This window comes from Paracoccus acridae, assembly GCF_014642735.1.
GTDB classification, from domain to species: domain Bacteria; phylum Pseudomonadota; class Alphaproteobacteria; order Rhodobacterales; family Rhodobacteraceae; genus Paracoccus; species Paracoccus acridae.
In genome coordinates this window covers 15989-40095 of the sequence record NZ_BMIV01000009.1, presented here as the reverse complement: position 1 = coordinate 40095, position 24107 = coordinate 15989, and the positions used below count along the sequence as shown (strand labels likewise).

The following is a 24107-nucleotide window of genomic DNA, read 5'->3' as shown; positions in this document are numbered from 1 at the left end:
CTGCTAGGCTGCCCCGCGAGAGGAGCCGCCATGGCCGACCGCCTGCCCAGGTATCGCCCGCCCGCCCGATGGTTTCACTGGACCGTCGCCGTGGTCGTGCTGCTGATGATCCCCGCGGGCCTGATCATGACGCGCGAGGGTCTGGCCCGGCCCGTGCAGGACGCGCTGTATCTGTTTCACAAGAACATGGGCGTCCTGCTGGTCCCGGTGATCCTGGCCCGCATCGCCTATCGCCTGACCCACAAGCCGCCGCCGCTGCCCGCCTCGATCCCAGGCTGGCAGCGCGGCGCGGCGCGCCTGTCCCACGCGCTGCTTTATATCCTGCTGGTCGTGATGCCGATCAGCGGCTTCATCCGCGTCCGGGCAGGGGGGTTCCCGATCGAACTTCTGGACCGCCTGGGGGTGGGGCCGTGGCTGGCGAAATCCGAGCGGGTCGCGGACATCGCCCAAGGGATCCATGCCGTCGGCGCCGTCACCCTGATCGCGGTTCTGGCGATCCATGTGGCGGCGGCGGCGCAGCACGCCCTGATCCGCCGCGACGGTGTCTGGGGGCGCATGTGGCCTGTTCGGGGCGGCTGAGGACCGCCCGTCATCGCCGCCCGGTCAGGGCAGCGCGGGCAGGATGCGTCCCGTGCAGGGGCCGAAGCCGATCCTGTATCCGTCGCCCTGCGCTTGGGCGAACAGCATCACCTCGTCTCCGTCGCACAGGAAGGTGCGGGCCTCGCCGTTCACCGTCACCGGCGTCTTGCCGCCTTCGGTCATCTCCAGCAGGGCGCCGGTCTGGTCGGGGGCGGGGCCGCTGATCGTGCCCGATCCCAGCAGGTCGCCCACCCGCATCGGGCAGCCCGAACTGCTGTGATGCGCCAGTTGCTGGGCCGAGGAATAATACATCACGTTGTAATTCGTGCGCGCCATGACCTGCCCGTTCAGGGACCAGCCGACGGCCAGGTCGTAAAGGCCGGGGCGGCTTTCCTGCAGATAGGGCAGAAGCGGGTTCACCCGTTCGGCGCCGGGACTGCGGAACGGCTCAAGCGCGGCCTGGGTGACGATCCAGGGGCTGATGGTGGTGCCAAGCGCCTTGGACTGGAACGGACCCAGCGGCTGGTATTCCCAAGCCTGCACATCACGCGCCGACCAGTCGTTCAGCAGCACATAGCCGAAGATCATGTCCTCGGCCTCCTCCACGCTGACGCGGTCGCCCATGGTGCTGTCCGCCCCCACGATGGCGCCCAGTTCCAGTTCCAGATCCAGCCGCTTGCAGGGCGACCATTCGGGACCGTCCTTCCCCTTCAGCTGTCCCATGGGCCGCCGGATTGGCGTGCCCGAGACCACGACCGAGGATGCCCGGCCGTTGTATCCGATGGGCATATGCGTCCATTGCGGCGGCAGGGCGTTCTCGGGTCCCCGGAACAGCAGGCCCACGTTGAAAGCGTGGTTCCGGGACGCATAGAAGTCGGTATATTCCGCCACCCGGATCGGCAGGTGCAGCCTGGCATCCGCCATCGCCACCAGCGGCAGGTCGCGGTCCCCATCTTCGGCCAGCAGCGCCGTCAGCCGCGCCCGGATCTCGGCCCATTTCGCCCGGCCAAGCGCCATGAAGCCATTGAGTTGCGGTTGCGCGAAGGTGCCGCCCGCATCCAGCAGTCCCCGCGCCTCGCAGGCCGCCAGATCGACGATCCTGTCGCCGATGGCGGCCCCGCAGCGCGGCGCATCGCCCGCAACCGAAAAGACGCCAAAAGGAAGGTTGTTCAGCGGAAAGGGGCAGTCCGCCCGATTGGCGCTGTCCAGCCAGGATCGGATCAATGGCATAGTGCCTCTTATCTTCTGTGCCAAAATATCCCACGGGGGGCCGGGGGGTGTGAAACCCCCCGCCTTGGGTGCATCACTTCACGCCAGGCGTGCCGTCGAACTTCTTTTCCAGGCGCTGCCAGACTTCCATGTATTCGGGCTGCATCGGCGCCTCGCGGGCGGCGAATTCGGTCAGGTGCTGGGGAAAGCGCGTCTCGAACATGAAGGACATGGTGTTGTCCAGCTTCTCGGGGCGCAGTTCGGCGTTCGACGCCCCCTCGAAGGCGTCGCGGTCTGGGCCGTGGGGCAGCATGCAGTTGTGCAGGCTGATGCCGCCGGGCACGAAGCCCTGGGGCTTGGCGTCATAGATGCCATAGATGTTGCCCATCAGTTCGGACATGATGTTCTTGTGATACCAGGGCGGGCGAAAGGAATGCTCGGCCACCATCCAGCGTTCGCGGAACAGCACGAAGTCGATATTGGCGGTGCCTTCCTGCCCCGAGGGCGCGGTCAGCACCGTGAAGATCGAGGGATCGGGATGGTCGAACAGGATCGCGCCCACCGGCGAATAGGTCCGCAGGTCGTATTTGTAAGGGCAGTAATTGCCGTGCCAGGCCACCACGTCCAGCGGGCTGTGGCCGATAAAGGTCTCGTGGAACTGGCCGCACCACTTGATGACCACGCGCGACCGGGTTTCGCGATCCTCGAAGGCCGCGACCGGGCACTTGAAGTCGCGGGGATTGGCCAGGCAGTTGGCGCCGATGGGCCCGCGATGGGGCAGGTCGAACTTCTGGCCGTAATTCTCGCAGACAAAGCCGCGCGCGGGGCCTTCCAGAACCTCGACGCGATACACCAGGCCGCGGGGCAGGATGGCGATCTCCCTGGGCTCCAGGTCGATGATGCCCAGCTCGGTGCAGAACCGCAGCCGGCCTTCCTGAGGCACCACCAGAAGCTCGCTGTCGGCCGAGAAGAAGTATTCGTCCTGCATGGACTGCGTGACCAGATAGACATGCGACGCCATGCCGACCTGGATGTTGACATCGCCCGCCGTGGTGATGGTGCGCATCCCCGTGATCCAGGTCAGGTCTTGGTCCGGCACCGGGATCGGATCCCAGCGGTACTGGCCCAGGCTGACGATGCCGTCGTTGATGTGCGGCGCGGTCTTCCAATAGGGGATCTCGATGGGCGCGAAGCGGCCGGTGTGATGGACAGAAGGACGGATGCGATAGCACCAGGTCCGTTCGTTCTGCCCGCGCGGCGCCGTGAAGGCCGTGCCCGACAACTGTTCGGCATAAAGGCCGTAATTGCATTTCTGCGGGCTGTTCTGGCCTTGGGGCAGGGCGCCGGGCAGGGCCTCGCTCTCGAAGTCGTTGCCGAAGCCGGGCATGTAGCCTTCATGCGTGCCGGTCGTGGCGGCGGCGCGGACCATGCCGTCGGGCATTGCATATCGCGTCATGTCTTTCCCCCCGGAAGATCATTGCCGATGCGGCGAAAATATCGTTGCAAATGCAACGATGTCAAGTTTTTCGGGAAGACTGTTGCGGCAGCAACGGATTTCTGCTGATTTCACCCGCATGAGCTTCGATCTGGACGCCTTTCTGCCTTACCGCCTGTCGGTCGCGGCCACCCAGGTCAGCCGCCGCTTCGCCGCGCGATACGCAGCCGAGGCGGGCCTCAGCATTCCCGAATGGCGGGTGCTGGCGCATCTGTCGCGTTCGGGCGCGGTCAGCGTGCGCGACATTACCGCCCGCGTGAACCTCGACAAGTCCATCGTCAGCCGCGCCTCGGCCCGGCTGGAAGGGGCGGGTTACCTGCGCAAGTCGGGCCATGCGGGGGATCAAAGGCTTGTGGTGCTGGACCTGACCGACAGCGGCCGGGCCCTGATGGAGCGGCTGGGCCGCATCGCGGACGAGTTTCAGGCCGAACTGCTGACCGAACTGGGCGACGACGCCCCCGCCTTCCGGCGCGCCTTGCTGCACCTGGCCGGGCCGACCGACTAGCCCAGCAGGTCGGTCGCGGGATTGTCGGCAATCTCCACATCGGCATAGTAGCGCTGCGCCTGCGCCGGGCTGCGATGCAGCGACAGCGCCATCGCTGCGGGCAGCGGCGCGCCGTCCAGGGCGGCCTGGGTCAGGAAACCCGACCGCAGGCCGTGGGCACTGGCGAAGTCGGGCGGATAGCCCGCCAGTTCCAGCCGGTGCCGGATCACGGCCCGGATCCCCTCGGGTCCAAGGCGGCGGTTCAACACGCGGTCCGACAGGCTGACGGGGCGGAACAGCGGGCCGTCCTCGATCCGGGCGGCGATGATCCAGGCCATGACGGCCCGCGCCGGGCGACCCTTCAACGGCAGGCGCGGGGCCAGGTCGGGGCCGGTGGTCTTGGTGGCCAGCAGCCGGATCCGCAACAGGCCGGATGCGTCGAAGTCGCGGGTGTCGATGTCGTCGCGGTTCAGGCCCGCGATTTCCGACCTGCGCCGCCCGCCGGATGCCCAGCCCAGCATCAGCACCGCGCGGTCGCGCAAGCCCCGGTGGCTGCGGTCGCAGGTGGCCAGCATCGCCTCCAGCACGGGGCGGGTGATCGGGTTTTCGGACTTGCGCGCCCGCGGCCGCGCCGCCGCCCGACGCGCCCGGGCGCGGGTCTGCGATACCAGGGGCGCGTCGAAGGGCGAGGGCAGGTTCTTCATCCGGTGAAAGGCCCGCCAGCTTGCGATGCGCCGATCCAGCGTCGCCGGGGCGGGACAGGCCAGGCTGCGCCGCAGCCCCGCCGCGATCAGCGCCAGGGCCGCGTCCTGCGCGGGACCGGGCGCATCGGTCAGATCCTGGGCGTGATCCAGCAGGAACCGCAGGGCCACGGATTCGCTTTCCGGCCAGTCGAGGCCCGCCCCGAAGACCGCCTTTTTCCAGGCCGCGATATAGGCCAGGTCGCGTTCCCAGGCCCGCAGGGTGTTGGCGGGCGTGCCGCGCCGGTAAAGGGCGGTCAGGGCCTCGGCTTCGTCGGGCGTCAGGGTCAGGGGGGCAATCGGCAGATCCATCGGGTGAATGTGTGCCACCCGGCGCGGATCCGCAATCCTCAGTCGGTCACCAGCCGCAGCTCGGCCAGAACCTCGGAGGTCAGGATGTTGATGTCTTCGGGCGGCGTGCGCAGGGCGTATGACATCAGCCGCAGATCGACCCCCATGTCGGTCAGGAAATCCAGCACGCCCGCCTGGCCGCGTTGCAGGTCGCGGATCGCCATGAAGGCGGGCAGGATGGTGTTCTCGCCGAAATCGTGCTGATGGACCCCCACGACGCCGCCCTCCGTCACCCGGCGTTCGGTTCCCCCTGCCAGCATGTAGGGGCAGGCCGACAGGCAGACCGCGCCATCGGCCACCTGGGTCCGGTATCCCGCCGACCGGATGGTGCGGCCCATGGCCACCGCATCCGCGACCGAACCGCCGGAACTGTCTAGGCTGACCAGGGTCTCGGCCGGGCGGGTCTGGTCCAGCCATTTGACGAAGCGGTCGGCATCGCCCGGCGCGATCTGGCCCACGATGCCGATGGCGCCGTCGGCCGCCGTGAATTCCAGCTGTTCGGGCATCGCGCGCATGGCGGGGGCGCCGGGTCCGGCGGGGCGCAGGTCGGGGCGATGGGGGCGCACCGCCGGTCCCTGCGCGGGCGGCGCGAACAGCCCCGGCGCGGCGGGGCCGGGGGTGCCGCGCAGATCCAGCGCCACGATGGCCCCCGCCATCACCACCTGGGACAGCAGCACCACCCGGATCGCCCCTTGCGGGGTCGAGAACAGCCCCACCGCTATTCCCCCGGCCGGATCAGCGCGCGGGGCGGATCGGCAGGGCCGGGGTCCGGGTCGGATGCGGGCTGCCGCAGCAGGTCCGCCGCCGCCAGGGCCGCCCGCAATTCGCCCACGGTCATGCGGTCGTCGGTCAGCGTCTCGCCCCGGCCGCTGCGGATCGCCGATTGCACGACCATGACGATGAAGACCAGCACCGCGGGCAGAAGGTCGATGGCGATCGCGCCGGCCCAGGCCGGGACGAAATTGCCGGCATAGGCGATCACCGCATCGGCGGCCGACATCGGGGCATAGATCGCCTCGGACGGCTGAGGCAGGGCCAGGACCTCGTTCGCCGCCGCCGTCAGGGTCGCGGCGCGCTGTTCCACAAGCGACAGGACCGAGGCGATGGTGCTGTTCTGTCCCGCCCGCACATCCGCCGTCCCGCCGTCCAGTTCCGGCAGGACCACGGCATCGGCCAGATCCTGCGCGGCGCGCGCGACCAGCGGCGCGGGGTTCAACTGGCGCATCCGGGTGATCAGGCCCGACAGTTGCACGGCGTCTTCGGAAAAGCGCACGGTGCGATCCTCGATCCCGCCGGGTTCGACGGACAGGCTGCGCATCCGGGCCAGGATGGTGTTGCCTTCGGCGAAGGCGTCCTCGATCGGCTGGGCCACGGCGGTCATCTGGTCTTCCAGGGCCTGCAGTTCCGACCCCTTCTGGGTCAGCACCCGGAACACCGCCCCGCGCCCGGAAAAGCCCGACAGGGTGCCGCCCGCCTCTTGTTCGGACAGGTCGGCGAAGCTTTGGCGCACGCGGGCCACGTCGCGCGACAGGGATTGGCCCGCCACCGCATTGGCATGGGCGCGTTCCAGCGCGGCTTGGTAATCCTGCACCGTGGCCGCCATGTGCGTTTCGACCGCGGCGCCCCCGGCCAGGGCGGCGGCGTTCAGCCAGGACGACATGGCGATGATCGCCACGCAGCCAAGCGCCATGGTCAGCATCAGGCCGACACGGGACGCGGCGGTGCGGACGGCGGGCAGGAGCCGCAGCATATAGGACCAGAAGACGAAGATCCCCACCGACACGGCGATGGAATAGGACAGCGCCGCGAAGGTCGTCCAGATGCCCGGATCGTCCAGAAGCGTGCGCACGCCCAGATAGGTATAGATGCCCGAGGCCGCCGCCAGCACGCCAAGCGCGGTCGAGGTGAAGGTGTCCAGCCAGTCGAGGTGGCGTTCCAGTTCGCGCGCGTAACGGTCGCCGGAACGGTCTGCCGTCGGAAGGGGATCGGCCATTGGCTCTCCGCAAGGGATGGGTGACAATTCGGAATAAAGGCGCGGGGGGTTCAAGTCACCACCCGGCTGGTCACGCTTTGGCGAGACGGCGCCGCATTCCCAGGCAGGGACCGGGGGCGCAAACCGGGCGCGGCGGGGCGCCCGCGCGGGGATCCAGAGGGGGAACGCAAGGCAAGCCGCGAGGGTTGGTGGGGAATGCGGATGCCCTGTCCGCATTCACTGCTGAAGGAGGAAAGCAGATGACACGTGATTGGGAAGATCGCTATCGTTCGGGCGGGGGCTATGGCCGCCGCGACGATTACGGGCGCCGCGACAGATCGCGCGACTGGTCCGACAGGGCCGGGGACGAGGTGCGGTCGTGGTTCGGCGACGACGATGCCGACCGTCGCCGCCGCATGGAAGACGACCGCGACTATGGCGGTTATGGCGGGGGATATGGCGGCCGGTCCGGTCGCGGCGGCTATGGCGACGATCATGGCCGGTCCGGCGATTACGGATCCCGCTTTGGTGATTACGGCAGCCGTTCGGGCGGTGGCTATGGCAACGACTATGGCCGTTCGGGTGATTATGGCGGCCGTTCCGGCGGCGGCTATGGTGGCCGTGCGGGCGGCTATGGCAGGTCGGGCGGGGGCTACGATCCCTATGACCAGGATCGCGGTTATGGCGGGGGACGCGACAGCGGCTATGGCCGGGGCGATTTCTCGGAAGCAATCCGGTCGGGAATGGCGGGCCGCGGCATGGGCACGTTCGGCGCCTATGGCGCGCGGGATTTCGGCGACCGCGATTACGGGGACCGCGACTATGGCCGGCGCGGCTATGACCACGGCAACTACCGCGGATCCGACGACCGTGGCTTCTTCGAACGCGCGGGCGACGAGGTGGCGTCCTGGTTCGGCGACGAGGATGCGCAACGCCGTCGCGAGAGGGATGCGGGCCACAGCGGCCGGGGTCCCCGGAACTACAGCCGTTCGGACGACCGCATCCGCGAGGATGTCAGCGACCGTTTGTCGGACGACCGCCATATCGACGCATCCGACATCGAGGTTTCGGTCAGCGGGGGCGAGGTGACGCTGGACGGCACGGTGGACAGCCGTTCGGCCAAGCGCCATGCCGAGGATCTGGCCGAAAGCTGTTCGGGCGTGAAGCATGTCCAGAACAACCTGCGCGTCAGGGATCGGCAGATGTCGGGCGGCTATTCCGGCGCGATGTCCGGCAGCGGTTCGACCGGCATGAGTGGCAGTTCCGGCAGCGGCATGGGCAGCACCGGCGGCAGCACCGGCCTGGGCGGCAGCGCCAGCAGCGGGATGGGCAGCACCGGCACCAGCGGCACCACCGGAACGACCGGCGGCGGCACCGACACGTCCCGGTCCTGACCGACAGGCCGCCGCCCCCGATGAAGGGGCGGCGGTCGCTTCATGTCATGGAAGGCAGGATTTCGGTCCGGGCAAATGGGACCGGGGTCATTCGTGCAACGAGTTTTCCGACCCTGGAAACGGGCGGCTGAGGCCACGCGCGCCCGCAAGGCCGAAGCGCCAGGGCAAGTCCTGGGCCTTGCTGATGCCGATGCGCGTCCCCACCAGCAGATCGGGCGGCGAAGACGCAAGCGTGATCGTCAGGTCAGGCCCGTCCAGGGGCGCGCCGTCATCCTCGGGGCGGATGCCAAGCGCCTGGGTCAGGCGGCCTGGGCCGTTGCAAAGCTGGTCGCTGCCGCGCCGGGTCCGCATGATCTCGAGCCCCTGGTCGGGCGCGATCGCACGGATCAGCGCGGCCTCGCCCGGTCGCCCCACGACATTCAGGCACAGGTGAATGCCATAGCTGCGATAGACATAGGCGTGCCCCGCAGGCCCGAACATCGCGGCGTTCCGGGGGGTCGGTCCGCGAAAGCTGTGGGATGCCGGGTCGTCCTGGGCGTAAGCCTCGGTCTCGATGACGATGCCGCCCACGCCGCGCACCAGAAGACGCGCCCCGATCAGGCGGCGCGCCAGCCCGGGCGCATCGAGGCCCGCGATCTGCCGGGAAAACGGCACCGGAGTCACGCGGGCACCGGCCTGCCGGGCAGCGCCCGGCGATCTGCGGAGGTCACTTTGTCAAAGGACACGAAGCCGCCCCTGGCTGTCTTGGATTTCGCCGTCGTCCATACCCGGGCCCCGTGTCGCCGTCCATCCCGGCCTTCTCCAGGCGTCCAGGGCTGCGCCCCGTCACCACGGGATCGGGCTGCCGAAACGGTCCAGGAAGGCCCCGCTTTGCGCCGGGTCCAGCCGGTCGATCGTCGCCAGCAGGGCCGAGGCCGCCTCCTGCGGTTGCTGCACCTGCAGGCCGGTCTTTGCGAAACCGTCCGACAGGGGCGTGGCCACCGTGCCGGGATGGAAGGCCACGCAGATGGCCTTGGGATGCGTGCGCCGCAGTTCCACCGCCGCCGTGCGCGCGATCTGGTTCAGCGCCGCCTTGGACGCGCGATAGGAATACCAGCCTCCCAGCCGGTTGTCGGCGATGCTGCCCACCTTGGCCGACAGGACGGCAAGGACCGCCCGCCGGTCGCGCGGCAGCAAGGGCAGGAAATGCTTCAGGATCAGCGCCGGGCCGATGGCGTTGACGGCAAAGGCCCGCGCCATCGCGTCGGCGTCCAGGGCGCGGATGGTCTTTTCCGGCTGCATCCCCGGTCCGTGCAGCACCCCGGTCGCCACCAGGATCAGCCCCGGCGGGCCAAGCCGGTCCACGCGCCCTGCGGCCCGCGCGATGCTGTCTTCGTCCGTCAGGTCCATGTCCCGGCGCGACAGACCAACCACCGTCCGGCCCGCCGCCTGCAACCGATCCATCAGCGCCCCACCGATGCCCCCCGATGCGCCGATCACCACCGCCAGGTTGTCCATCGTATCCTCCACCTGTGGTTCCCCTGCCTTTGCTCAGGGCAGCAGCACGACCGAGCCTTGCGTGCGGCGGTTTTCCATGTCGTCCTGCGCCTGCGCGGCCTGGTCTAGCGGATAGGTCGTGACCTGCGGGGGGGCCAGGGTGCCGTCGGCCATGGCCGCGAACAGCCGCCGGGCCGCCGCCCGGTATTCATCCGGGTCCGCCGTGTAATGCGCGATCGACGGGCGCGTCAGGAACAGCGACCCCTTGGCCCCCAGCAACGACACCGCCAGCGGCGGCACGGGACCTGAACTTTCGCCGAAGCTGACAAGCGTGCCGCGCGGGGCAAGGCTGTCCAGCGACGCCGCAAAGGTGTCCGCCCCCACGGAATCATAGGCGACCCGCACCCCGCCGCCCCCGGTGATCTGCCGCACGCGGGCGGCGATATCCTCGGCGCCCGACACGATCACATGGGCGCAGCCGTTGCGGCGGGCGGCGTCCGCCTTGGCTTCGGATCCGACGGTGCCGATCACCTCGGCGCCGATGGATGCCAGCCACCGGCAGGCGATGGAGCCGACGCCCCCCGCTGCCGCGTGGAACAGCACCCGGTCGCCCGGCGCGACCGCCACGCAGCGGTGGATCAGGTATTCGGCGGTCAGCCCCTTGAAGATCATCGCCGCCACCGTGGTGTCGTCGATTTCGTCCGGCACGCCCAAGGCGCGTGCGGCAGGCAGGTTGCGCGCGAGGGCATAGGCGCCCGGTGGCCCGCCGACATAGGCAATCCGGTCGCCGGGCGCGAAGCCGGTGACGCCCTCGCCCAGGGCGGTCACATGGCCCACCCCCTCGACCCCCAGCCCACTGGGCAGCGACAAGGGTGCGCCATAGATGCCCTTGCGGTGATAGATGTCGATGAAGTTCAGCCCGATGGCCAGATGTCGGACCTGAATCTCGCCCGGTCCCGGCGAAGGCAGTTCGACATCCTGCAGCGACAGGACATCCGGTCCCCCGAAGCGGGACAGGCGAATGGCGCGGGTTTGTGTCGTCATGATATCCCCTCTTGTCCGGTGCGACTGTGGCGCGAAACGACGGGTCCGTCGATGCCCGTCTTGTGGATGGTCGGCGGACCGGCGGCATTGACAAAGATCAATGCAACCATCCCCCGACCTGACCGTTAAGCCACGTTATCTGGTGGGGGGATCATATGCCCGGATGGATCGTTGCGATCTCCGATTACTGTTCGCAGGTTCCGCCCAGCATCCCCGCCCCCTCCGACCCCGGTTTCTGGACATCGGCCATGCCTCCGTCGCGGCGCCCCCGCCCGGCCGCCGTGAAGGTGACCGGCGGCTATCTGGAACGCCTGCCCCTTGCCGCGGTGGCCAGCGGCGCCGTGGATCACGCGGAAATCTGGACCTTTGCGGGACGCGACGGCGAATCCGACCGCGACCGCGGCTTGCCCGACGGCACGCCCGATCCCGGCAATGGGGCGCTGACACGCCGCGTCTTCCGCGCCGACGGACCCGCCCCCCATGGATCGGCCGAGGCGGTCGATTTCATCCGCACCGTCGGCGCGCCCGACATCCTGTGCGTCTGGGGATTGGGCGTCGATGCGGCGCTGCTGGATGCCTGTGCGGATTCGCTGAAGATCTACAATTCGATCGACGCCCCCGCCTTGCGGATCCCCGATGATCTGGCGTCGCGGTTCGACCTGTTCCTGACCGGGGCCGAATGGCAGTCGCGCGAGATCGAGGCCCGCGTGCCCGGCGCCCGCACGCTGGTGCTGCCCATCGGTCCCGCCTTCGCGTCCGGCCAGACGTTCTTTCCGACCGGCGCGGACAAGGACCGCGACGTCGTCTATGTGGCCTGCGCGCAGCCCTACAAGCGCCACGACATCCTGTTCGACGCCATGGTGCGGCGCCCCGGCACGCGGGGTCTGTTGGTCGTGGGCTATGGCCATCAGGCCGACGAGTTCCGCGACCGTGCCGCGCGCGAGGGGCTGGATCTGGAAATCGTCGGTCCCCCCGGCATTTCCCATGACGAGGTCAACCACCAGATCAACCGCGCGCGCGTCGGCGTGGTCTGCGGCGTGGACGATGGCGCGCCGGCGATCCTGACCGAATACCAGCTTGCGGGCCTGCCAGTCCTGGCCAATGCCCGGCTGACCTGCGGCCTGCAGTTCGTCACGCCGGAAACCGGCCTGGCCGCCCATGAAGGCGCCGACTTCGCCGAGGCGCTCGATGCGCTGCTGCGCAACCACGACCGATACGACCCGCGCCCGGTGGCACTGTCCCGCTGGGGGTGGCAGCCGTCCATGGCGGTCCTGACCGAGAAGCTGACCGAAATCCGCAACGCAAGGATGGTGCGATGAACAATGCCAACCCCCTGTCACCCTTTGCGCTTGCGGTCCGGCCCGCGCTGATCTGCTTTTCCCATCTTCGCTGGGATTTCGTGCTGCAACGGCCGCAGCACCTGATGTCGCGCTTTGCCGGCGAATACCGCCTGTTCTTCTGGGAGGAGGCGATCCCCACCGACCACCACCTGCCCTATCTGGAATTCCACGCCTTCGAGGGCACGACGGTCCAGTCGATCCGCCCCCGCGTCCCCGCCCGCTGGTCCCCCGAGGATCAGGCTCGCGCGCTGTCGGACCTGCTGGACCAGATGATGGGCCTGGCGGGCATCCATCGCCCGGTCCTGTGGTTCTATACGCCGATGATGTGGCCCATCGCCGCCCATGTCGATGCGGCGGCGGTCGTCTATGACTGCATGGACGAACTGTCGGCCTTCCGCTTCGCCCCGCCGGAACTGGCCGCCAACGAAGCCGCGCTGATGAAGGCCGCCGACCTGGTCTTTACCGGCGGCCATTCGATCTTCGAGGCAAAGGCCGACCGGCACGGCGACATCCATCCCTTTCCGTCATCCGTCGATACCGCCCATTTCGCCCGCGCGCGGACGGGGCTGGCGGAACCGGAGGACCAGGCCCCGTTGCCCGGTCCCCGGCTGGGCTATTACGGCGTCATCGACGAACGGCTGGACCTGGGCCTGATCGCCGCACTTGCGGGTGCCCATCCCGACTGGTCGATCGTGATGATCGGCCCCCTGGCCAAGATCGGACCCGAGGATCTGCCCCGCGCCCCCAACATCCACTGGCTGGGGCAGCGCGGCTATGACCAGTTGCCGGCATATCTGTCGGGTTGGGACGTGGCCCTGATGCCCTTCGCCATGAACGAGGCCACGCGCTTCATATCGCCCACCAAGACCCCGGAATACCTGGCCGGTGGCGTGCAGGTGGTGTCCACCCCCGTGCGCGACGTGGTGCGCCATTACGGCGAACTGGCGGCGGTGCGGATCGCGGCGGATGCGGCGGCCTTCGTGCGCGCCTGCGAGGACGCGGTCGCCTGCAAGGATGCCCCTGCGGAATGGCGGGACGCGGCGGACAGGATGCTGGCGGATCTGAGCTGGGACAACACTTTCCGGCAGATGCGCGGACATCTGGACCGTGCGCTTGGCAAGCCGGCTCCGGCGCCTGTCGTGAAGTTGCCCAGGCCCGCCATCCTGCGCGGCGCGAAAAAGCACGACGTGACGATCTGCGGCGCGGGCTTTGCCGGGTCCGTCCTGGCGCGCCAGTTCGCCGAGGTGTCGGGCAAGCGCGTGCTGCTGGTGGACAAGCGCGACCATGTCGCGGGCAATGCCTATGACTGCCTGGACGATGCGGGGATCCTGATCCACCGCTATGGGCCGCATATCTTCCACACCAACAGCGACGACGTGTTCAACTGGCTGGGCCGGTTCACCGAATGGCGTCCCTATGAACACCGGGTGCTGGCACAGGTGGGCGACAGGTCGGTGCCGATGCCCATCAACCGCACCACCCTGAACGCGCTTTACGGCCTGAACCTGCGTTCCGATGCCGAGGCCGAGACCTTCCTGGCCAGCCAGGCCGAACCCGTCCGCGACATCCGCACGTCGCGCGACGTGGTGGTGAACGCCATCGGGACCGAGCTTTATGAGACGTTCTTCCAGGGCTATACCCGCAAGCAATGGGGGCTGGATCCGTCGCAACTGGACAAGTCGGTGACGGCGCGGGTGCCGACGCGGACGAATACCGACGACCGTTACTTCACCGACAAGCACCAGGCCATGCCGCGCGAGGGATACACGCGGATGTTCGAACGGATGCTGGACCATCCGGGGATCGAACGGGCGCTTGGCACCGATTTCCACGACCTCGAACCCGCCGACAAGGGCGGGCTGGTGGTCTATACCGGCCCCATCGACGCCTATTTCGGGCATCGCTTCGGCACGCTTCCCTATCGCAGCCTGCGCTTCCGGCACGAGACGCTGGACCAGCCGCAGTTCCAGCCGGTCGGGGTGGTGAATTTCCCCGCCGAGGATGTGCCCCATACCCGCATCACCGAATACAAGCACCTGACCGGGCAAAGCCACGCCAGGACCTCGATCAGCTATGAATATCCCTCGGCCGAGGGCGATCCCTATTACCCGATCCCCAGGCCGGAAAACCAGGAACTGTTCCGCCGCTATGACGCCTTGGCCGCCGCCGAACCCGGCGTGATCTTTGCGGGACGGCTGGGCAGCTATCGCTATTACAACATGGACCAGGTGGTGGGGCAGGCGCTTGCCATCCATCGCCGCCTGGGCGCACGGCAGGCGGTCCCGGACGTGATGGCCTGACACCGGATGCGATGTTTGATGCTGACCGACAGCCCCGATCCGTCGGGCGTGGGCGAACACATGCTGACCCTGGCGGCCAGCCTGCCGCCCGGCATGGCGAGGCTGGCCTTTCCCGACCATGCGGCGGGCCGTGGCCTTGCGGACCGCGCAGGGGCCATGGGCCTGCCCGCCACGGTCTTTGACCTGGACGATCCCACCCCGGCCATCGCTGCGTCCCCTGCGGAAATCGTGCATGTCCACGCGGGCATCGGGTGGGAAGGCCACGGCCTTGTCGCGGCTGCGGCAGGGGCGGGCAGGGCGGTGATCCGCACCGAACACCTGCCCTGGCTGCTGACCGATGCCGGCCAGATCGCCCATTACGCCAAGGCCAGCCGGGACGTGGACGGGGTCATCGCCGTATCAAGGGCGGCGGCGACGGGCTGGCGCGCGGCGCTTGCGGGCATGGCGCCCGACCTGCCCGTGCACGCGGTCCCGAACGGCACCCAGGCGCCCCCCCTGCGCCACAAGGGCGGCGACGGGCTGGACCTGCTCTGCGTTGGTCGCTTCACCGCGCAAAAGCGGCACCGCACGCTTCTGGTGGCGCTTGCGCGCCTGCACCGGCGGGGCATTCCTGCGCGGCTTGCCCTGGCGGGCGATGGTCCGGGGGCGGCGCGTCTGGCCCACTGGGCCGCGCGGCTGGGCCTTGCGGATGCCGTCCGCTTCCTGGGCCGCAGCGACGACGTGCCCGCGCTGATGGCCGCATCCGACCTGCTTGTGCTGCCGTCAAGCTTCGAGGGCCTGCCCCTGGTCCTGCTGGAAGCAATGTCCATAGGCCTGCCCGCCGTCGCCACCGACGTCACCGGCTCGGCCGAGGCGCTTGGCCCCGATCACCCCTGGCTGGTCCCGCCCCGACGGTCGCGGCCTTTGGCCGATGCGATGGCGCGGGCGTTGACCGACCCCGCCCGCCGCGCCATCGTGGCCCGCGACGGACGGGCCCGCTGGTCGAAATGCTTCACCGCCGCCCGCATGGCGGCGGATACCGTGCAGATTTACCGACATGTATTGCGCCAAAGGAACGAGGACGGAATGAACAAGACACGGCTTGGCTTTATCGGCGCGGGCGGCATCGCGCATCGCCATTTCGGCGTGCTGCGGACCATGGAGGATGTCCATATCGCCGCCGTCTGCGACCCTGACCAGGACCGCGCGGCCCAGGCGGCCCGGGACACGGGCGCCGTCGCCTATGCTGACCACGAGGCCATGCTGGCGGCCGAGGATCTGGACGCGGTCTTCATCTGCGTGCCGCCCTTTGCCCATGGCGCGCCGGAACGCGCCTGCATCGCCAAGGGCCTGCCGTTCTTCGTCGAAAAGCCCATCTCGCTGGACATCGACCTGGCCCGGCAGATCGCGGCCGAGGTCGAGAAGGCGGGCCTGATCACCGCCGTCGGATACCACTGGCGCTATCTGGACACGATGGACGAGGCCCGCGGCCACCTGGCCCGGAACCCCGCGCATCTGATCCAGGGCTTCTGGCTGGACCAGACGCCGCCTCCGCAATGGTGGTGGGACCAGGACCGCTGCGGCGGCCAGGTCGTGGAACAGGCGACCCACGTGATCGACGCCGCCCGTTTCCTGGCCGGCGACGTGACCGAGGTCTTCGGCATGGCCGCGCGCCGCGACCGCGACGACTTCCAGGGTCTGACCGTGCCCACCGCGACGGCCGCCACGCTGCGCTTTGCCAGCGGCGCCATCGCCAACCTGTCGGCCACCTGCCTTTTGCGGTGGAACCACCGGGTCGGGCTGCACGTCTTTGCCGATGGCATGGCACTGGAGATCAGCGATCACGACATCATGGTGGACGTGGGCCGGGGCCGTCCCGTGCGCCATGCCCAGGGCGATCCCGTCTGGCGCGAGGACCGCGACTTCGTCGAGGCGGTGCAGGGCCGTGAAAACCGTATCCGCTGCCCTTATGGCGAGGCGCTGATGACCCATCGCGTCGCCCTGGCGATCGCCGAATCCGCCCGCGACGGCGCCCTCGTGAAGATGGAGGGGCTGCGGGCTGACCCGCAGCCCATCTTTCGTCAAACCCCTGCGCAGGGTGCCGTCGATGCCGCATGAGCATCGCCATATCCGGTCCCTGGGGATCGAGCATCCGCATGAACCCTATTTCTTCGGCTATGACGAAGGTCCGGCGGGTGACGGGCAGGTGCGGCTGGACCTGATGTACACGGGCCTTTCGGCGGGGACCGAACTGACCTTCCTGAAGGGCTCGAACCCCTATCTGCACAGCCGCTGGGACGACTGGCAGGGCCTGTTCATTCCGGGCGAGCCGTCCGCGCATTTCCCGGTGAACTTCCTGGGCTACATGGAGGTGGCGAAGGTCATCGACGCGCGTGCGCCGGGCTTTGCCAATGGCGACGTGCTGGCCACCACCTTCGGCCACAAGACCGGCCACACCGCGAACCCCGCCCATGACCTGCTGCTGAAGATGCCCGACGGGATGGACCCGATCCTGGGCATCTTCGTGGCGCAGATGGGGCCCATCGCCGCCAACGGCATCCTGCACGCCGATGCCGACCAGTTCGGCGCGAATGTCCCGAACCTGGGCGCGGGGGTCGAAGGCCGCCCGGTCCTGGTCTGGGGCGGCGGCACGGTGGGCCTGTTCTGCGCGCTGTTCGCCCGCCAGGGCGGGGCGTCGGAAATCGTCGTGGTGGACCCCTCGCCATTCCGCCAGGACATCGCGCGGAAGATGGGTTTCATCGCCATGGGCGAGGACGAGGCGGTGCGTTACGCCAAGACCGCCTGGCACCACAAGACCGGCGGGCGGGGTGCGGAATATGTCTTCCAGACCCGCGCCCGGTCCGACAGCCTTCACCGCTGCCTTCAGGCCCTGCGTCCGCAGGGGACGGTGATCGACCTCGCCTTCTATCAGGGGGGCATGGACGGCGCCCGGCTGGGAGAGGAGTTCCATCACAACGGCCTGGCGATCCGCTGCGCGCAGATCAACCGGATGCCGCGCCCGGTGGCCCATGCCTGGGACCAGCGGCGGCTGGCGCAGGAAACGCTGCGGCTGCTGGCGACCGAAGGCGACCTGATCCGGCGGCACATGATCACCCATGTGGTGCCTTACGATGACGCACCGGATTTCCTGCGCCGCCTTGTGGCGGAGCGCCCGGACTTCCTCCAGATCGTGTTCGAGGCAGCATGAACGCGGATGACACCCTTGCCTGGGGCACCATCCCCCCCGAGGTCTTTCCCCAGCCCCATGACGGCCACCGCCTGATCCGCATCACCTTTGTCATGGCCTGGCTGGTCGTGGGCGGCGAGGAAACGGAAATCCGCCTGCTGGCCCGCAACCTGCCGCGCGACCGTTATCGTATCACCGTCATCCCCTGCTTCCGCAAGGAGGGGATGCCCGACCAGACCCATGGACAACTGGCGGATCTGGGCGTGCATGTCGATACCACGCCCTATGGGCTGGGGTTCGACGACACCATCGACTATCTGCGCCGCAAGCTGGCGGGGGCCGATGTGGTCGTGTCCTGCCAGAACGTCGCCGACATCTATCCCGCGCTGGAACGCATGGCGCTGCGCCCGCCGCTGATCGAACATGGGGGTCTGGTGTCCGAGGCCCTGGCGGGGCCCAAGCATTTCACCGCGCGCTATGTCGGGGTCTGCGACAGCATCCGCGCCGCTGCGGCGGGAAGGATGCCCGACCGGCCGGGGGATGCGCTTGAAATCCCGTCCATGGTCGATCTGGGCGAATTCGATCCCGCTGCGCGCGGTCCCATGCGCGCGGTCCTGGGGATCGGGGCCGATCAGGTGCTGATCGGCTGGGTCGGCCGCCTGGACCGCAAGAAGCGGGTCGAGGATTTCATCGCGGCCGCCCTGCATGTCGCCGACATGGACCCCCGCGCCCGCTTCGTGATCGTCGGCGGTCCCGACGCCTTCATGCCGGAATACGAGGGGGAACTGCGCCGCATGGCCGAACCTCTGGGCGGGCGGATGATCTTTACCGGCGACCGCAAGGACGTGCCGGACCTGATGTCGGCCATGGACGTCTTCTGCTGGCTGTCGCGCGGCGAAGGGATGCCCCATGTCATCGCCGAGGCGGGCGCGGCGGGCCTGCCGGTCATCGCCACGCCCGACAACGGCGCCCTGGAACAGATCGCCGACGGCGTCAGCGGCATCTTCGTGCCCCACGAAGACCCGCAGGCGGTGGCGCGGGCCATGCTGCGCCTGCTGGCCGATGCCCCGCTGCGGCGGCGGATCGGGGCCGCGCTGCAAGCCCATGTCCACGCCACCTATTCCGCGCAGGTGGTCGTGCCGCAATGGCGGGCGCTGATCGACAGGGTTCTGGCCGAACGCCGGCCCGCGCCCCCGCCCGCAACCTTCGCCAGCTTCACCCTGGGCGGGTGGGAGGCATCGACCCACCGGTTGCGCAACGGTCGCCGGCTGGATCTGATCGGGGCCATCGGCCACGACAGCCATGCCGCGCAGGATTACCGGCAACTGGCGGATCTGGGCATCAGGGCCTGCCGCGACGGTGTCCGCTGGCACTTGGTCGAGACCGCGCCGGGCCGTTACGATTTCTCCTCCCTGACGCCGATGATGAGGGCCGCGCGCGACACCGGGACGCAGGTCGTCTGGGATCTGCTGCACTATGGCTGGCCCGATGACCTGGACATCTGGGGCGCGGCTTTCGTGGACCGTTTCGCCCGCTTTGCCCGCGCCGTGGCGCTTCATCACCGCGACCTGACGGACGCCGTGCCCTTCTGGTGCCCGGTGAACGAGATCAGCTTCTTCGCCTGGGCGGGGGGCGACGCCCAATACCTCAACCCCTTTGCCGCGCATCGGGGATATGAACTGAAATGCCAGCTTGCCCGCGCATCCATCGCCGCGATGCACGAACTGCGCGCCGTCGATCCCCGCGCGCGCTTCGTCCATGCCGAACCCCTGCTGGCGATCCACCACGACCCGCAGAACGGCCGCCCGCTGTGGGAAGCGCATGGCTATCACGACGCGCAGTTCCAGGCGTTCGAGCTGATCTCGGGCCGGATGTGGCCGCAGCTTGGCGGCGATCCGTCCTTCCTGGATATCGTGGGCGTCAACTACTATTGGAACAACCAGTGGATCCACGGCGGCCCGCCCATCGACATGGACCACCCGTGGTATCGCCCCCTGTCCGACCTGCTGGTCGAAGTCGCCGCGCGGTACGACCGCCCCCTGATGATCGCCGAAACCGGGACCGAGGGCGCACGCCGCGCGTCATGGTTCGCCTATGTTCGCGACCAGGTGGCGCGGGCGCGCGGGCGCGGCGTGCAGGTCGAGGGGATCTGCCTGTATCCGGTGGCCAACCATCCCGGCTGGGACGACGACCGGCTGTGCCCCAACGGTCTTCTGGGCCACGACCCGTCGGGCGGATCGCGATCCGTCGAATGGTCGCTGGCGCAGCGGGTCATGCAGACCGGTCATCACCCCGCGCACATGGAACCGGCACCCGCCTAGGCCGTTCCAGATCCGACGCAGGACGGAGGCGGGACAATGGCGCCAAGGGCGAACTGGAAGGGCTTTCTGAAGGTCGGAGAGGTCAGTTGCCCGGTGGCGCTTTACACCGCCGCCTCGACATCGGACCGGATCGCGTTCCACACCCTGAACCGCAAGACCGGAAACCGGGTCCGCCGCGTCTTCGTGGACGAGGATACCGGCAAGACCGTGGACCGCGACGATCAGGTCAAGGGATACGAGGTCGCATCGGGCGAATACGTGGTCCTGTCCTCGGACGAGATCGCGGCGGCGGTCCCCGAAAGCGACAAGACCCTGTCCATCACGGCCTTCATCGGCTGCGACGACATCGACGACCTGTATTTCGACAAGCCCTATTACCTGGCTCCGACCGATGCCGAGGCCGCCGAGGCCTTTGCCCTGATCCGCGAGGGGATGCGCAAGAAGAAGGTCGCGGCCCTGGCCCAGACCGTCCTGTTCCGCCGGGTGCGCACGGTGCTGATCCGCGCCCATGACGACGGGCTGATCGCCACCACGCTGAACTTCGACTATGAGGTGCGCGACGCCGAGGATGTCTTTGCCGACGTGCCCGAGATCGAGATCGCGGACGAGATGCTGGATCTGGCCCAGCACATCATCAAGACCAAGCGCGGCACGTTCGATCCCAAGGATTTCGACGATCGATACGAATCCGCCCTGGCCGAACTGGTCCGCGCCAAGATCGAGGGCCGCAAGATCCAGCCCCGGAAAGAGGCAAGGCCCGAACCCGTGGTCGATCTGATGGAGGCCCTGCGCGAAAGCGCGGCCATGGCCAAGCCCCGCCGCCGGCCAAGCGCCAAGCCCCGCAGCGGGGGCGCCAGGCCCAAGGCGCCGTCCCGCAGCCGCAAGAAGGCCGGCTAGGCCATGGCGGGGACATCCGGGGCGGGGCTGGACACCTATAACGAAAAGCGCGACTTCACCCAGACCAAGGAACCGCGCGGGCGCAAGGCGCGCAAGGCCGGCAAGTCCTTCGTGATCCAGAAGCACGCGGCGACGCGGCTGCATTACGACCTGCGGCTGGAAATGGACGGCGTGCTGAAAAGCTGGGCCGTCACCAAGGGTCCAAGCCTGGTCGCGGGCGAAAAGCGCCTGGCCGTCCATGTCGAGGATCACCCGCTGGATTACGGCAGCTTCGAAGGCACCATTCCCAAGGGCAACTATGGCGCGGGCGCGGTCATCGTCTGGGACCGGGGCACATGGGTGCCCGTGGACGGCGACTATGCCAAGGGCAAGCTGGAGTTCGAGCTGAAGGGCGACAAGCTGTCGGGCCGCTGGCATCTGGTCAGGATGCGCGGCAAGCGCGGCGAGACGCGCGAGAACTGGCTGCTGATCAAGTCCGACGACAAGGCCGCACGCCCGCCCGACGCGCCCGACATCCTGACCGAACGGCCGGAATCGCTGAAGACCGGCCGCACGGTCGAGGAGGTGGCCGAAGGCGCCGAGGAGAAGCCGAAACCGCCCAAGAAGGCCCGCCGGTCGCGCCCCAAGGACGAGGGTGCCCCCGCCGCCCGCGCCAGAAAGGCGGCGATGCCCGATTTCATCGAGCCCGCGCTTGCCACCCTGCGGCCCGCGCCCCCGACCGGCGCGAAATGGCTGCACGAGGTGAAGTTCGACGGCTATCGCCTCCAAGCCCGGCTGGAGGGACAGGAGGTTCGCCTGCTGACCCGCAGCGGCCTTGACTGGACCGACCGCTTCGGGGCCGAGGTGACGGACGCCCTGCGCGCCTTGCCCGCCGAAAGCGCCATCATCGACGGCGAACTGGTGGTGGAATCCGGGGCGGGGGCGTCCGATTTCCCGGCCCTCCAGGCGGATCTGTCCGAGGGGCGCAACGACCGCTTCGTGTTCTATGTCTTCGACCTGATGTATCTGGACGGCCATGACCTGCGCGACGTGCCGCTGATCGAACGCAAGGGGATGCTGGAGGGCCTGGTGGGCACCGATCCCGGCCGGGTGCGATACAGCAGCCATTTCGGCGAAACCGGCGCGATGGTGCTGCGCCACGCCTGCCGGCTCAGCCTGGAAGGGATCATCTCCAAGGAAGCCGACGCGCCCTATCGGTCGGGTCGCGGCAAGACCTGGATCAAGTCCAAATGCTCGGCCCGGCAGGAATTCGTGGTGGCGGGCTATGTGCCATCGACGACCTCGGACAAGCTGGTGGGGTCGCTGGCCCTGGGGGTCTTCGATGACGGCAAGCTGGATTATGTGGGCCGCGTCGGCACCGGCTTTTCCGCCGCCCTGGCCGCCGACCTGCGCACCCGGCTGGAGGAGATGCGCATCGACCGCAGCCCCTTTGCCGGGAAGCTGACGGCGGAAGAGGCGCGGGGCCTGCGCTTCGTGCGCTCCGAACTGGTGGCCGAGGTGGAGTTTCGCGCCTGGACCGCCGACGGGCTGCTGCGCCACGCGTCTTTCCGGGGCCTGCGCGAGGACAAGCCCGCCTGGGATGTGGTGCGCGAAGGCGGCCCGCAGGCCGATCCGCCCAAGGAGCCGCGCCGCCGCGTCGCGCTGACCCATCCCGACCGCATCTATTGGCCGGGCGAAGGCATCACCAAGGAGGGGCTGGCGGATTACTATGCCCAGGTCTGGCCCCGGATCGCGCCCTTCGTCACCGGCCGGCCGCTGGCCCTGCTGCGCTGCCCGGGCGGCATCAAGGGGCAGCGGTTCTTCCAGAAGCACGCCTGGAAGGGGATCAGCAAGCACATCGCCCTGGTCAAGGATCCCAAGGCCAAGGCCGAGGAGGCGATGATCGCCATCAACGACCTGGACGGGCTGATGGCCCTGGTGCAGTCGGCCGCGCTGGAAATCCACCCCTGGGGGTCCACGGTCGCGGACTGGGACCATCCCGACACCATCACTATGGACCTGGATCCCGGCGAAGGCGTGGCGTGGGAGGCCGTGATCGCCGGCGCGCAAGAGGTCCGGCAGCGCCTGTCCGATGCCGGGCTGGAGGGCTTCGTGAAGACATCGGGGGGCAAGGGGCTGCATGTGGTGGCGCCCCTGACGCCCAAGGCGGACTGGCCCGCCGTCAAGGCCTTCACCAAGGCACTGGCCGAGGCCATGGCGGCGGATTCGCCCGACGCCTATGTCTCGACCATCACCAAGTCGAAGCGCAAGGGCCGGATCCTCATCGACTATCTGCGCAATCAGCGCGGCATGACGGCGGTGGCCGCCTATTCGACGCGCGCCCGCCCGGGCGCGGCCGTGTCGATGCCCGTCGGCTGGGACGAGCTGGACCAGATCGGCCCGGATTACTTCACCCTGACGAACACCCCCGCGCGCCTGGATGCCCTGACCCGCGATCCGTGGGAGGATTTCCGCCCCGCCGCCCGTCCGCTGGATTTCAAGCCGCCGCGCGCCCGCAAGCGGTGATCAGCGGCTGCTGCGGCGTCCCTCGGCCTGGATGCTTTTCTTCAGGGCGGTCATGATGTCGATGACATTGCCGTCCTGCGGGGCTTGGGGCTTGGGCCGGGCCGGGCGCTTCTTGCCCTTCTTCTTGGCGGCGATGATGTCCAGCAACCGGTCCTGAACCGGATCGCTCACCATCTCGGTTTCCCAGGCCGTCGTGCGTTCGTCGATCAGCTTGCGCACCAGGGTCATCAGCTTGGCCTCGGGCTTGTCGTCGGCGACCTTGCCGAAATAGTCGGCCTCGTCGCGCACCTCGTCCCCGTATCGCAGGGTCCACAGCACGATCCCCTTGCCGCGCGGCTTCAGCATCACCGCCCGTTCGCGCCGATACATCACCACGCGGGATATGCCCACGGTCCCGGTCGCCGCCATGGCGTCGCGGATCACGGCGAATGCCTCCTGTCCCACCTCGTCCCCCGGCAACAGGAAGTGCGGGCGGTCGTACCAGACCCAGCCGATCGAGTGATCGGGCACGAACATGTCGATGTCGATGGTGCGGGTGCTTTCCAGTCCGACGGCCTCGATCTCCTCGTCTTCGAGGAAGACGTAATCGTCCTCGCCGCGCTCGTATCCCTTGACCTCGTCTTCCTCGCGGACCGGCTTTTCGGTGACGGCATCGACATACTGGCTGGTGACGCGGTTGCCGGTCCTGGCGTTGAGCGTGTGGAAGCGGACCTTTTCGCCCTCGGTCGTGGCAGGCATCATCGTCACCGGGCAGGTGACCAGCGACAGCTTCATGTAGCCTTTCCAGAACGTGCGCGGCGCCATGGCGGAATTCCTTGAAGGGATGTGGTCAAA

Annotated in this window: 19 protein-coding genes; 10 read left to right on the top strand and 9 right to left on the bottom strand. The window is 68.6% G+C overall.

What is annotated here, in order from left to right:
• The first annotated feature begins 30 nt into the window (after positions 1–30).
• Positions 31–579 (top strand): cytochrome b, encoded by a 549-nt coding sequence (locus IEX25_RS13505; RefSeq protein ID WP_188715581.1) that lies wholly within the window; start codon positions 31–33, stop codon positions 577–579.
• 24 nt (positions 580–603) lie between these two features.
• On the opposite strand, the gene fahA is transcribed toward IEX25_RS13505, so the two are convergent.
• Positions 604–1809, bottom strand: a complete 1206-nt coding sequence (gene fahA / locus IEX25_RS13500) for a fumarylacetoacetase (RefSeq protein ID WP_188715580.1) — start codon at positions 1807–1809, stop codon at positions 604–606.
• 73 nt (positions 1810–1882) lie between these two features.
• Positions 1883–3244 (bottom strand): homogentisate 1,2-dioxygenase, encoded by a 1362-nt coding sequence (gene hmgA / locus IEX25_RS13495; protein WP_188715579.1) that lies wholly within the window; start codon positions 3242–3244, stop codon positions 1883–1885.
• 118 nt (positions 3245–3362) lie between these two features.
• Here hmgA and IEX25_RS13490 point away from each other — a divergent pair, with 118 nt between their 5' ends.
• Positions 3363–3788 carry a MarR family winged helix-turn-helix transcriptional regulator gene (locus IEX25_RS13490; protein WP_188715577.1) on the top strand — a complete coding sequence of 142 codons (426 nt, stop codon included), beginning with the start codon at positions 3363–3365 and terminating at the stop codon, positions 3786–3788.
• Here IEX25_RS13490 and IEX25_RS13485 read toward each other — a convergent pair.
• Genes IEX25_RS13485 through IEX25_RS13475 form a run of 3 tightly spaced genes read right to left on the bottom strand, consistent with a single transcriptional unit; the run spans position 3785 to position 6851 of the window.
• Positions 3785–4819: a tyrosine-type recombinase/integrase gene (locus tag IEX25_RS13485; protein ID WP_188715576.1), complete on the bottom strand. Its 1035-nt coding sequence runs from the start codon at positions 4817–4819 to the stop codon at positions 3785–3787. The two genes, IEX25_RS13490 and IEX25_RS13485, sit on opposite strands and share 4 nt — an antisense overlap.
• Before the next feature lie 38 nt (positions 4820–4857).
• Positions 4858–5574, bottom strand: coding sequence for a COG3904 family protein (locus IEX25_RS13480; protein WP_188715575.1), 717 nt, complete (start codon positions 5572–5574; stop codon positions 4858–4860).
• Between the two features lie 2 nt (positions 5575–5576).
• Positions 5577–6851 (bottom strand): hypothetical protein, encoded by a 1275-nt coding sequence (locus IEX25_RS13475; RefSeq protein ID WP_229665203.1) that lies wholly within the window; start codon positions 6849–6851, stop codon positions 5577–5579.
• A gap of 239 nt (positions 6852–7090) precedes the next feature.
• Between IEX25_RS13475 and IEX25_RS13470 the strand changes: the two genes are divergently transcribed.
• The gene (locus IEX25_RS13470; RefSeq protein WP_188715574.1) at positions 7091–8224 is read left to right on the top strand and encodes a BON domain-containing protein; all 1134 of its coding nucleotides are present in this window, start codon (positions 7091–7093) and stop codon (positions 8222–8224) included.
• Between the two features lie 87 nt (positions 8225–8311).
• Here the strand turns inward: IEX25_RS13470 and IEX25_RS13465 are convergent, their stop codons facing one another.
• The 3 genes from IEX25_RS13465 to IEX25_RS13455 all read right to left on the bottom strand — a co-directional run bounded on the left by IEX25_RS13465 (position 8312) and on the right by IEX25_RS13455 (position 10744).
• Positions 8312–8878 (bottom strand): DNA-3-methyladenine glycosylase, encoded by a 567-nt coding sequence (locus IEX25_RS13465; RefSeq protein ID WP_188715682.1) that lies wholly within the window; start codon positions 8876–8878, stop codon positions 8312–8314.
• A 171-nt stretch (positions 8879–9049) separates the two neighbouring features.
• The gene (locus tag IEX25_RS13460; RefSeq protein WP_188715680.1) at positions 9050–9721 is read right to left on the bottom strand and encodes an SDR family NAD(P)-dependent oxidoreductase; all 672 of its coding nucleotides are present in this window, start codon (positions 9719–9721) and stop codon (positions 9050–9052) included.
• Positions 9722–9754: 33 nt separating this feature from the next.
• On the bottom strand, positions 9755–10744 hold the full coding sequence (locus tag IEX25_RS13455; RefSeq protein ID WP_188715573.1) for a quinone oxidoreductase family protein: 990 nt from the start codon (positions 10742–10744) through the stop codon (positions 9755–9757).
• Positions 10745–10899: 155 nt separating this feature from the next.
• Between IEX25_RS13455 and IEX25_RS13450 the strand changes: the two genes are divergently transcribed.
• From IEX25_RS13450 to ligD, 7 genes are read left to right on the top strand one after another with little or no spacing between them, the layout of a single operon-like run.
• Entirely contained in the window at positions 10900–12063 is a 1164-nt protein-coding gene (locus IEX25_RS13450; protein WP_229665200.1) for a glycosyltransferase, read from the top strand.
• Positions 12060–14384: a UDP-galactopyranose mutase gene (gene glf / locus IEX25_RS13445; protein WP_229665198.1), complete on the top strand. Its 2325-nt coding sequence runs from the start codon at positions 12060–12062 to the stop codon at positions 14382–14384. Before IEX25_RS13450 ends, glf begins: the two co-directional genes overlap by 4 nt.
• A gap of 18 nt (positions 14385–14402) precedes the next feature.
• Complete coding sequence (locus tag IEX25_RS20390) at positions 14403–16481, top strand: glycosyltransferase (RefSeq protein ID WP_308421442.1); 2079 nt, start codon at positions 14403–14405, stop codon at positions 16479–16481.
• On the top strand, positions 16471–17571 hold the full coding sequence (locus IEX25_RS13435; protein WP_188715571.1) for a zinc-dependent alcohol dehydrogenase: 1101 nt from the start codon (positions 16471–16473) through the stop codon (positions 17569–17571). Before IEX25_RS20390 ends, IEX25_RS13435 begins: the two co-directional genes overlap by 11 nt.
• Entirely contained in the window at positions 17568–19871 is a 2304-nt protein-coding gene (locus IEX25_RS13430; protein ID WP_188715570.1) for a glycosyltransferase family 4 protein, read from the top strand. The genes IEX25_RS13435 and IEX25_RS13430 overlap by 4 nt, the downstream gene beginning before the upstream one ends.
• A 36-nt stretch (positions 19872–19907) precedes the next feature.
• Positions 19908–20768, top strand: a complete 861-nt coding sequence (gene ku, locus IEX25_RS13425; RefSeq protein ID WP_188715568.1) for a non-homologous end joining protein Ku — start codon at positions 19908–19910, stop codon at positions 20766–20768.
• A gap of 3 nt (positions 20769–20771) precedes the next feature.
• A complete protein-coding gene (gene ligD, locus IEX25_RS13420) occupies positions 20772–23273 on the top strand; it encodes a DNA ligase D (protein WP_188715566.1) in 2502 nt (833 codons plus the stop codon).
• Here the strand turns inward: ligD and ku (IEX25_RS13415) are convergent, their stop codons facing one another.
• Positions 23274–24077, bottom strand: coding sequence for a non-homologous end joining protein Ku (gene ku / locus IEX25_RS13415; protein ID WP_188715564.1), 804 nt, complete (start codon positions 24075–24077; stop codon positions 23274–23276).
• Positions 24078–24107: the final 30 nt, after the last annotated feature.

What these genes read in the sequence shown, in the direction of transcription:
- glf (WP_229665198.1), top strand. Translation starts at nt 12,060, where the DNA reads ATGAACAATGCCAACCCCCTGTCACCCTTTGCGCTTGCGGTCCGGCCC.
- IEX25_RS13470 (WP_188715574.1), top strand. Translation starts at nt 7,091, where the DNA reads ATGACACGTGATTGGGAAGATCGCTATCGTTCGGGCGGGGGCTATGGC.
- IEX25_RS20390 (WP_308421442.1), top strand. Translation starts at nt 14,403, where the DNA reads ATGCTGACCGACAGCCCCGATCCGTCGGGCGTGGGCGAACACATGCTG.
- IEX25_RS13450 (WP_229665200.1), top strand. Translation starts at nt 10,900, where the DNA reads ATGCCCGGATGGATCGTTGCGATCTCCGATTACTGTTCGCAGGTTCCG.
- ku (WP_188715564.1), bottom strand. Translation starts at nt 24,077, where the DNA reads ATGGCGCCGCGCACGTTCTGGAAAGGCTACATGAAGCTGTCGCTGGTC.
- IEX25_RS13485 (WP_188715576.1), bottom strand. Translation starts at nt 4,819, where the DNA reads ATGGATCTGCCGATTGCCCCCCTGACCCTGACGCCCGACGAAGCCGAG.
- ligD (WP_188715566.1), top strand. Translation starts at nt 20,772, where the DNA reads ATGGCGGGGACATCCGGGGCGGGGCTGGACACCTATAACGAAAAGCGC.
- hmgA (WP_188715579.1), bottom strand. Translation starts at nt 3,244, where the DNA reads ATGACGCGATATGCAATGCCCGACGGCATGGTCCGCGCCGCCGCCACG.
- IEX25_RS13505 (WP_188715581.1), top strand. Translation starts at nt 31, where the DNA reads ATGGCCGACCGCCTGCCCAGGTATCGCCCGCCCGCCCGATGGTTTCAC.
- IEX25_RS13475 (WP_229665203.1), bottom strand. Translation starts at nt 6,851, where the DNA reads ATGGCCGATCCCCTTCCGACGGCAGACCGTTCCGGCGACCGTTACGCG.
- IEX25_RS13435 (WP_188715571.1), top strand. Translation starts at nt 16,471, where the DNA reads ATGCCGCATGAGCATCGCCATATCCGGTCCCTGGGGATCGAGCATCCG.
- ku (WP_188715568.1), top strand. Translation starts at nt 19,908, where the DNA reads ATGGCGCCAAGGGCGAACTGGAAGGGCTTTCTGAAGGTCGGAGAGGTC.
- IEX25_RS13455 (WP_188715573.1), bottom strand. Translation starts at nt 10,744, where the DNA reads ATGACGACACAAACCCGCGCCATTCGCCTGTCCCGCTTCGGGGGACCG.
- IEX25_RS13490 (WP_188715577.1), top strand. Translation starts at nt 3,363, where the DNA reads ATGAGCTTCGATCTGGACGCCTTTCTGCCTTACCGCCTGTCGGTCGCG.
- IEX25_RS13430 (WP_188715570.1), top strand. Translation starts at nt 17,568, where the DNA reads ATGAACGCGGATGACACCCTTGCCTGGGGCACCATCCCCCCCGAGGTC.
- fahA (WP_188715580.1), bottom strand. Translation starts at nt 1,809, where the DNA reads ATGCCATTGATCCGATCCTGGCTGGACAGCGCCAATCGGGCGGACTGC.
- IEX25_RS13460 (WP_188715680.1), bottom strand. Translation starts at nt 9,721, where the DNA reads ATGGACAACCTGGCGGTGGTGATCGGCGCATCGGGGGGCATCGGTGGG.